Annotated in this window: 5 protein-coding genes and 2 pseudogenes; all 7 read left to right on the top strand. The window is 74.7% G+C overall.

The annotated features are described in order from the left end of the window. Positions 1 to 469 (top strand): annotated as a pseudogene (locus B7L92_RS41995) (hypothetical protein); the annotation flags it as partial. A 14-nt stretch (positions 470 to 483) separates the two neighbouring features. Further along, the gene (locus B7L92_RS06190; protein ID WP_497590772.1) at positions 484 to 1,527 is read left to right on the top strand and encodes a glutamate ABC transporter substrate-binding protein; all 1,044 of its coding nucleotides are present in this window, start codon (positions 484 to 486) and stop codon (positions 1,525 to 1,527) included. A 71-nt stretch (positions 1,528 to 1,598) separates the two neighbouring features. Continuing rightward, positions 1,599 to 2,948, top strand: a complete 1,350-nt coding sequence (locus B7L92_RS06185) for a hypothetical protein (protein WP_081236462.1) — start codon at positions 1,599 to 1,601, stop codon at positions 2,946 to 2,948. A gap of 22 nt (positions 2,949 to 2,970) precedes the next feature. Further along, positions 2,971 to 5,586: a serine/threonine-protein kinase gene (locus tag B7L92_RS06180; protein ID WP_081236461.1), complete on the top strand. Its 2,616-nt coding sequence runs from the start codon at positions 2,971 to 2,973 to the stop codon at positions 5,584 to 5,586. A gap of 3 nt (positions 5,587 to 5,589) precedes the next feature. Next, the gene (locus B7L92_RS06175) at positions 5,590 to 6,993 is read left to right on the top strand and encodes a PP2C family protein-serine/threonine phosphatase (protein ID WP_081236460.1); all 1,404 of its coding nucleotides are present in this window, start codon (positions 5,590 to 5,592) and stop codon (positions 6,991 to 6,993) included. Positions 6,994 to 7,103: 110 nt separating this feature from the next. After that, on the top strand, positions 7,104 to 8,450 hold the full coding sequence (locus tag B7L92_RS06170) for a vWA domain-containing protein (RefSeq protein ID WP_081236459.1): 1,347 nt from the start codon (positions 7,104 to 7,106) through the stop codon (positions 8,448 to 8,450). An 82-nt stretch (positions 8,451 to 8,532) separates the two neighbouring features. Then, positions 8,533 to 8,865 (top strand): annotated as a pseudogene (locus tag B7L92_RS06165) (FHA domain-containing protein); the annotation flags it as partial.

Below are 8,865 nucleotides of genomic sequence, written 5' to 3'. Positions count from 1 at the left end.
CCTCACCCTGGTGGCCCGCGGCGCCGAGACGAAGAAGGTCGGCGACGAGACCGTCGACGCCTACGACCACGACTTCGAGCGCGACATGGACGCCCTCGCCGAGGGCCTGGAGCGGGCGGAGCGGCTCGCGGACGACGACAGCGGCGCGCGGCCGGTCGCCTCGGCGGTGGGCGACATGACCGAGTGGCGAGAGCGGCACGAGGCCGCCCGCGAACAGGACGAGAACGGCGACTACCAGCGGGCGCTGGCCATGGTGATCGGCGCCGAGGGCACGACCGGAGAGTGCTTCGACGGCGTCGACGAGAACCTGGCCGCGGCGCTCGCGCACGAGCAGAACGAGTTCCAGCGGGCGGCCGGCGACGGCCGGGACGCGCTGACGGGCCTGCCGGTGGGCGCGGCCGTCCTCGCGGTGGCGGGCGCGGCCGGCGCGGTGCTGGGCATCGGCCGCAGGCTGTCGGAGTACCGGTGAAAGGGGGCGTGAGGGTGAACGCACGACGCTTGCGGGCCGCGCTGAGGGGCTGGGGCGGTGTGGGCGCGATGGCCGCCGCCTGCGTCCTCGCCCTGGTCCTCGCGCTGGCGCTGACCCGCGTCGGGGCCCCGGCCGACGGCACCGCCGGGACCACCGGCCGGCCCGTGACCCACGCCGTCCCGGCGCGGGCGGACGAGGAGTGCACGGACCCGGAGAAGCAGACCCTGTCCCCCTCCCGCGCGGACGGCGAGACCATCGAGGCGATCAAGAACCGCCGGGGCGAGAAGCGCAAGCTGATCGTCGGTGTCGACCAGAACAGCTACCGCTGGGGCTACCGGAACCCCAACAGCGGGGAGAGCGGACGGCTCGAGGGGTTCGACATCGACCTGGTGCACCGCATCGCCGAGGACATCCTCGGCGACCCGGACGCCGTCCAGTTCAAGGCGATCCCGACCGACCAGCGCATCCCGGCGATCCAGGACGGCCGGGTCGACATGGTGGTCCGCACCATGACGATCAACTGCGCGCGCATGGAGGAAGTGGCCTTCTCCGCGCCGTACTTCAGGACGGGCCAGCAGGTCCTGGCCCCGAAGTCGTCACCGGTCGAGGGCTACGACGGGACGCTCGCGAACCGGAGGATCTGCACGGCGGCGGGCTCCACCGCGTACGCGAAGCTGGAGGCGGACAAGAAGGCGGGCGACCTCCCGGAGTCCACCGACATCCGCACCACCGTCCCCAACCAGCTGGACTGCCTGGTGCGTCTGCAGCTCGGCGAGGTCGACGCGGTGGTCACCGACGCCGCGCTCGCGGCGAGCCAGGCCGCGCAGGACCCGACGGTCCGGCTCAAGGGCGAGGCCTTCACGACCGAGTACTACGGCGTGGCGATGAAGAAGGACGCGGACGACCTGGTCCGCCGGGTCAACCAGATCCTGGTGGACTTCCGGGAGGACACCGAGGACGGCTGGCAGGCCTCGTACGACACATGGTTGTCGGCCACGCTGGGCGGGGATTCATCGAAGTCGGAACCACCCGCACCCGTGTACGCGCGCAAGGACTGATGAGGACCGATCCCGGCCTGGACCGACGAGGCACCGCAACCACCACCAACCCCCGCAGCGAGAGGTGATCGATGGGCGACACGGATCCCACCGGGCCGGTGATGGACCGGGACGAGGTGGACCGTGCGCTGGCGCGGCTGGGCGCGGAGCACGAGGCGATCGAGACCTCGCTCCTCGCCCTGCAGGACCACGCGGGCCGAAGGCTCCTGGAGGGCGCCCGGCTCACCGGGCTCACCCAGGAGCGCTGGACGGCCGCGGAGTCGGCGATCACGCTGCTGTGGACGTACTTCGACGCGTACACGGACGCGTTGCGCACCGCCCGGGACATCCGGGCCCGCCGCCGCTGGTCCAGCCGTGAGGACCTGGTGGAGCTGACGGAACTGCTGCGCGGCGAGTGCGTCACGGTGGCGGGCTCGGCGGCCGCCACCGCGAACGCCCCGGCCCCGGACGGTTCGAGGGGCCGCCTCAGCGAGCGCTACTCCCTGGCCGCCCTCGTCGAGCGGATGAACGAGCTGTACGCCTCCTCGCTCGACGTGGTCGTCGCCGCGGACGTGGTGTGGTCGGCGCTGCCCGCCCGGATCGACCTGCTGGCCGCCGAACTCCAGCGCACCCACAAGCTCGCGCACTCCGTCGGGGTGCGTCCCGGCGAGCACCCGGCGGGCGACGACCTGGAGCGGATCACCCGCACGCTGACCCGGCTGCGCGAGCGGGTGATCTCCGACCCGCTGGCGTTCTGGCAGTCGGCCCGGGGCAGTTCGGCGCCGGGCGGCGGCCGGCCGGACACGACGGTGTACGACCGCGAGGCGCGCGCCCTGGAGGACGTGCGCCGCGAGATCGACGCGGTGCTGACGGTCCGCCAGGACGCCGAGAAGCGCATCGTCAGGCTGCGGGACGTGCTCTCCCGCGCCGACCGCACCCTCGCCGAGGCCCGCACCGCCCGCGGCGAGGTGCTCGCGAAGATCGCCGCGACGGAGGTGCCGGTCGTCAGCGGGCCGCCGACCGCGCTGCAGGAGCAGTTGTCGACGGCCGCCGAGTACCGCCGGCACGCCCAGTGGCACCGGCTGTCGCCCCTCCTGGAGTCCCTGGAGCAGAAGGCGGAGGACGAACTGCTGCGCGCCCGCGAGTCGCTGACCGCGGTCACCGCGCCCCTGGCGGTCCGCGCCGAGCTGCGCGGCCGCCTGGACGCGTACAAGGCGAAGGCGGCCCGGCTCGGCCTCGCGGAGGACCCCGTCCTGGTGGAGCGGTACGAGAAGGCGCGCCGCATGCTGTGGAGCGCGCCCTGCGACCTGCGCGCCGCCGAACGGGCGGTGCTGCGCTACCAGCAGGCGGCCGCGGACCTGCTCGGCACCACCCCGCGGGTGCCCGGCCAGGACGGACCGGGCCGGGGCGTGCCCGACGACCGGAGGGGGCCCGGCGCATGAGGGACGAGGGGGAGGCAGCCGCATGAGCCAGGCGGAGCACGAGGGCGAGGACCGGACCCACGTCCGGGACCCGCGCCGGCCGCAGGCCCCGGACCCGGGGCGGCCTCCGGGCACCTGCCAGCGTCCCGGCTGCGGCGGCGCCTACGAGGACGTCGGCGGCGGCGAACTGTACTGCGACACCTGCGGTCTGGCCCCGGTCGTGTCGGCGACGGGCATGGTCGGCTCGTCCCCGACCGGCATCACCGGCGGCGGCCGGGACTCGCGGGGCTCGTCCCGCGGCGGCACCGGCGGTTCCCGCTCCAGCGGCCGCAGCGCGCGCACGTCGTCGCAGTCCTCGAAGTCCCGGCGCTCGGTCTCGGGACGGCTCTCCCGCTCGCTGTCGGGCCGGGCCACGGGCCGCTCGGTGTCGGTGCGCAGCTCCGGCTCCGCCGCCGGCTCCTCGGGCCGGGGCCGGCTCGGCGCCGGACTGGTCGAGGTGCCGCCGATCCCGCGGCCCGACCCGCGCGCGATGGTGCTGCGGAACCCCGAGGTGCCCGAGCGGAAGCGGTTCTGCTCGCGCTCGGACTGCGGGGCGCCGGTGGGCCGGGCCCGCAGCGGCCGGCCGGGGCGCACCGAGGGCTTCTGCACCCAGTGCGGCCACCCGTACTCGTTCGTCCCGAAGCTGCGGGCCGGGGACGTCGTGCACGGCCAGTACGAGGTGGTCGGCTGTCTGGCGCACGGCGGTCTGGGCTGGATCTACCTGGCCGTGGACCGGGCGGTCTCCGACCGCTGGGTGGTCCTCAAGGGCCTGCTGGACACGGGCGACCAGGACGCGATGGCGGCGGCGATCTCCGAGCGGCGCTTCCTCGCGGAGATCGAACACGCCAACATCGTGCGGATCTACAACTTCGTGGAGCACCTCGACCAGCGCACCGGCTCCCTCGACGGCTACATCGTCATGGAGTACGTCGGCGGCAAGTCCCTGAAGGAGATCGCCAACGCCCGCCGCACCCCGGAGGGCAGGCGCGACCCGCTGCCGGTGGAGCAGGCGTGCGCGTACGGCATCGAGGCGCTCGAGGCGCTCGGCCACCTGCACAGCCGCAACCTGCTGTACTGCGACTTCAAGGTTGACAACGCGATCCAGACCGAGGACCAGCTGAAGCTGATCGACATGGGCGCGGTGCGCCGGATGGACGACGAGGAGTCGGCCATCTACGGCACGGTCGGCTACCAGGCGCCCGAGGTCGCCGAGGTCGGCCCGTCGGTGGCGTCCGACCTGTACACGGTGGCCCGGACGCTCGCCGTCCTCGCGTTCGACTTCCAGGGCTACACGAACGTCTACGCGGACTGTCTGCCCGACCCGGACACCATCGAGGTCTTCCGGCGGTACGAGTCCTTCTACCGGCTCCTGGTCCGCGCCACCGATCCGGACCCGGCCCGCCGGTTCGCCTCCGCGCAGGAGATGGCCGAGCAGCTCACGGGTGTCCTGCGCGAGGTCGTCTCCCTCCAGTCGGGCCGCGCCCGCCCGGCCCTGTCCACCCTCTTCGGCCCGGAACTGCGCGTGATGGACACGGAGTTGTTCCCCGCGCAGGACGGGGACGTCTCCCGTCTGGGCGTCCGGGCGGTCCGCCCGCGCGGGTGGAGGCCCCTCGGGCGGCCGCTCCCCGCCCCCGCGGGCGGTCCTCCCGCAGGCGGTCCCCCGGCCGTGCCGCCCGGCCTGGTCGGGCCGGTCGACTCCCCCGCCGCCGCGCTCGCCCTGCCGGTGCCGCACGTCGACCCCTCCGACCCCAACGCCGGTTTCCTCGCCGGGCTGCTGACGTCGGCGCCCGGGGAACTGGTGCACGCGCTCGCCGCCGCGCCCGCCCCGTCGACCGAGACCCGGCTGCGCCAGGTCCGCGCCCGGCTGGAGACCGGCGAGCCGGCCGTCGCCCTGGAGGTGCTGCGCGCGCTGGAGGAACAGCACCCCGACGACTGGCGGGTGGTCTGGTACCGGGGCGTGGCGGCCCTCGTCACCGCCGACCACGAGGGCGCCGCGCTCGCCTTCGACGCGGTCTACGACGCCTTCCCCGGCGAGATCGCGCCCAAGCTGGCGCTGGCTCTGTGCGCGGAGGTCCTGGGCCAGCTCGACAACGCCGCCGAGTACTACCGCCTGGTGTGGTCGACCGATCCGAGCCATGTGAGCGCCGCCTTCGGGCTGGCCCGCGTCCGGCTCGCGGCCGGGGACCGGAGCGGCGCCGTACGGGCGCTGGAGTCGGTGCCGGAGTCGTCCATCCACTACACCGCCGCCCGGGTGGCGGCCGTCCGCGCACGGCTGCGCGGGCGCACCGCCGCCCCCGGCGACACGCCGTTCCTGGACGACCTGACCGCCGCCGCCGGGCAGGTCGAGGCCCTGGGGGCGTACGGTCTGGACCCGGCACGGCGCGAGCAGTTGTCGGCCGAGGTCCTCGGCTGCGGCCTGGACTGGGTACTCTCCGGGGGCCAGGGTTCCGTTCTCCCCGCCGGGGGGCGGACGCTGCTCGGCAGCGGCCTGGACGAGCGAGGGCTGCGCTTCGGACTGGAGCGTGCGTACCGCGCGCTGGCCCGGCTGGCGACGAGCGGCGAGGAGAGGATCGACCTGGTGGAACGTGCCAACCGTTACCGCCCCCGGACGTGGGTGTAGTTGATGTCCCAGATGTCTCAGCAGGCCGCTCTGTCGAAGTGCCCGAGCTGCGAGGAGCCCCTCGAGTCGGGTGATCGTTTCTGCGGTGCGTGCGGATACGACCTGTCCGCGGTTCCCGCCCGGCCGACGGACGCGCCGACCATCGCCCTGAACGGCTCGGTGCCGCCCCAGGAGACGGCGGGCCGGGACCGCCCCCGGCCCCCGGCGCCGCCCGCCGGGCCGGCCTGGCCGGCGGGCGGTCCGGACGGCTCCCCGGCCCAGGGTGCCCCCGTACCACCGCCTCCACCGCCCCCGCCGGCGGCACCGGCCGCTCCGTCCTCCGGTGTGCGCCTCGACCGCCCGGCACAGCCCTCCGCACAGCCGGACCCGCAACCGGACCCGCAGCCGGTCCCCCGGCAGTCCGGCGGCGGGCACCCGCCGGACCGGCCCGACGAGTACCCGCTCCAGGCGCCGGACCCGCGGGTGGCCGCCGAGTCGGTGCGGTCCGCCGGCGGCCCGGTGTGCGTGGCCTGCCGCGCGGGCCGGGTGGACGACGACGGCTACTGCGAGAACTGCGGCCACGCCCAGCCGCGCGAACGGGACCACATGGAACAGGAACGCGGCCCCGTGGCCGCGGTCAGCGACCGCGGCCTGCGCCACCACCGCAACGAGGACGCCTTCGCCGTCGGCACCACCGCGCTGCCCGACGGCACCCCCGCCCACGTGGCGATCGTCTGCGACGGCGTCTCCTCGGCGACCCGCCCCGACGAGGCGTCGCTGGCCGCCTCCCGCGCGGCGAACGAGTCGCTGCTCTCCGCCCTGCCGCGCGGCACGCACCCGCAGCAGGCGATGCACGACGCGATCGTCGCCGCCGCCGACGCGGTCAACGCGCTGGCCGACGAGCCCGCGACGGCCCGGGAGCACGCCCCGCACCAGAACGCCCCGGCCTGCACCATCGTCGGCGCCGTGGTCACCGACGGCCTGCTGGTCGTCGGCTGGGTGGGCGACAGCCGCGTCTACTGGGTGCCGGTCGACCGCTCCGCCCCGGCGGCCCGGCTCACCGAGGACGACTCCTGGGCCGCGCAGATGGTCGCCGCGGGCCTGATGGGCGAGGCCGAGGCCTACGCCGACCAGCGCGCCCACGCGATCACCGGCTGGCTCGGCGCGGACGCCTACGAACTGGAGCCGCACACCGCGTCCTTCAAGCCGGACCGCCCCGGTGTGGTCGTGGTCTGCACGGACGGCCTGTGGAACTACGCGGAGTCGGCCGAGGAGATGGCCCGGGTCATCCCCGCCGACGCCGCCGTGCGCCCCCTGCACGGCGCCCGGGTGCTGGTCGGTCACGCCCTCGACGGCGGGGGCCACGACAACGTAACAGTGGCCCTCGTGCCGTTCCCGGCCGTCCCCCCGGGGGCAGGATCGGCCTGAGGCCGCGTACGGGGAACCTCTCGCGGGAGCCTCGACGGGCCGGAGGGGACCGGCCCGTCATCCGTCGTCGCCCCGCGCCGCCGGGGCACCTGAGGGGGATCGAAGCAGGCATGGCCAATTTCTCGAAATCGAACGTGCCGCAGTTCTCGGTGGACGTCTACCAGAACGAGTACCTGCCGGAGGGTGCCGGCGAGGTCAACGCCATCGTCACGGTGACCGCGACCGGCGGCGGCACCATCGGCAGCGCGGTGGCGGCGCCCCACCTCTACTCGCCCGGCCGGGGGCCCTCGGCGGCGGTGGTCCTGATGGTCGACTGCTCGGGCTCGATGGACTACCCGCCGACCAAGATGCGCAACGCCCGCGACGCGACGGCCGCCGCGATCGACGCCCTGCGCGACGGCGTGCACTTCGCGGTGGTCGGCGGCACGCACGTGGCCAAGGAGGTCTACCCCGGGGCCGGCCGCCTCGCGGTCGCCGACGCCACCACCCGCGACCGGGCCAAGCAGGCGCTGCGCAGGCTGAGCGCGGGCGGGGGCACCGCCATCGGCACCTGGCTGCGGCTGGCCGACCGGCTGCTGGCGTCGGCGGACGTGGCGATCCGGCACGGCATCCTGCTCACCGACGGCCGCAACGAGCACGAGTCGCCCGAGGACTTGAAGGCGGCCCTGGACGCGTGCGCCGGGCGGTTCACCTGTGACGCCCGGGGGGTGGGCACCGACTGGGAAGTGAAAGAAGTCACAGGCATCGCCTCCGCCCTCCTCGGCACCGCCGACATCGTCGCCGACCCGGCCGGACTGGCCGCCGACTTCACGCGGATGATGGAGACGGCGATGGGCAAGGAGGTCGCGGACGTCTCCCTGCGGCTGTGGAGTCCGGTCGGCGCGACTGTGAAGTTCGTCAAACAGGTCGCGCCCACGGTCGAGGAACTCACCGACCGGCGCACCGAGGCCGGCCCCCGCGCGGGCGACTACCCCCTGGGGTCCTGGGGGGACGAGTCCCGGGACTACCACGTCTGTGTCGAGGTCCCGCCCGCGCAGCTCGGCCAGGAGATGCTGGCGGCCCGTATCTCCCTGGTGATTCCCCAGCCCGACGGCGGTGCGCAGAACCTCGGCGCGCAGGGTCTGGTGCGGGCCGTGTGGACGGACGACCTGGCCGCCTCGACGTCGATCAACCCCCAGGTCGCCCACTACACCGGCCAGGCCGAACTGGCGGAAGTCATCCAGGAAGGGCTCGATCTGCGCAAAGCGGGAGATGCCGACGGAGCAACGGCCAAACTGGGCCGCGCCGTTCAGCTCGCGAGCGTCTCCGGCAACGCGGACACTGCGAAACTGCTTGCGAAGGTGGTGGACGTGGTCGACGCCGCGACCGGTACTGTGCGACTGAAGGCGAAGGTCGAGGAGGCCGACGAGATGACCCTCGAGACCCGGTCCACCAAGACTGTTCGTGTGAAGAAGTGACCCTGAAGCGATCGAGCCCGACCCCTCGGGGTCGGAGAACCCGGCCGGAACCGGCCGGACAAGGAGAGGAGGAAGCGCCGACATGCCGACCTGCCCGAACGGACACCAGTCGGGTTCCGACGACTGGTGCGAGGTGTGCGGTCACCGCATGGCGGGTGCCGTACCTCCGCCTCCTCCCCCGCCGCCCCCGGTCGGCGGCGGCTACGGATTCCCGCCGCCCGCCGGCTCCGGTGGCCCCGGCGGCTTCGGCGGCGGTCCGGGCGGTCCCGGCGGTCCCGGCGGCCGTCCTCCGGAGCTGTGCCCGCAGTGCCGCACGCCCCGCGAGGGCGCCGCGCCGTTCTGCGAGGAGTGCCGGTGGAACTTCCTGACGAACACGGCGACCTCGTACACCCCGGCCGCCCCGCGCCCGCCGGCC

Origin of the sequence: Streptomyces viridosporus (assembly GCF_002078235.1) — a bacterium.
Taxonomy (GTDB): domain Bacteria; phylum Actinomycetota; class Actinomycetes; order Streptomycetales; family Streptomycetaceae; genus Streptomyces; species Streptomyces viridosporus.
The sequence above is the reverse complement of the archived record's forward strand: the minus strand, read 5'-3'. Positions and strand labels throughout refer to the sequence as shown.

Bases quoted from the DNA above. Each gene is read 5' to 3' on its own strand.
- B7L92_RS06170 (WP_081236459.1), top strand. From the start codon at position 7,104: ATGGCCAATTTCTCGAAATCGAACGTGCCGCAGTTCTCGGTGGACGTC.
- B7L92_RS06175 (WP_081236460.1), top strand. From the start codon at position 5,590: ATGTCCCAGATGTCTCAGCAGGCCGCTCTGTCGAAGTGCCCGAGCTGC.
- B7L92_RS06185 (WP_081236462.1), top strand. From the start codon at position 1,599: ATGGGCGACACGGATCCCACCGGGCCGGTGATGGACCGGGACGAGGTG.
- B7L92_RS06180 (WP_081236461.1), top strand. From the start codon at position 2,971: ATGAGCCAGGCGGAGCACGAGGGCGAGGACCGGACCCACGTCCGGGAC.